A 228-nucleotide genomic window follows, 5' to 3' on the forward strand; every position below is an offset into this window, starting at 1 on the left:
GGGGGGATAACAGGGGTATTCTGGGGGTGTTGAATACTGTGATTTCATCCATACCGCCAGAAAAAACATCAATGAAATCAACAACTTAGCGGTGCAAAATATGGAGCGGGTGATGGGAATCGAACCCACGCTATTTGCTTGGGAAGCAAAAGTTCTGCCATTGAACTACACCCGCTTATCGTAACCTGTTGATTTACAACATGTTTTTACTCTAAGTGGCTGAATTGT

1 tRNA gene is annotated in these 228 nt (G+C 43.4%); it reads right to left on the bottom strand.

The annotated features are described in order from the left end of the window. Positions 1–101: 101 nt before the first annotated feature. Positions 102–175: transfer RNA gene (locus tag C5P05_RS00005), tRNA-Gly, on the bottom strand. Positions 176–228 lie beyond the last annotated feature (53 nt).

Origin of the sequence: Rhodoferax ferrireducens (assembly GCF_003347515.1) — a bacterium.
In the GTDB taxonomy this organism is placed as follows: Bacteria; Pseudomonadota; Gammaproteobacteria; order Burkholderiales; family Burkholderiaceae_C; genus Rhodoferax.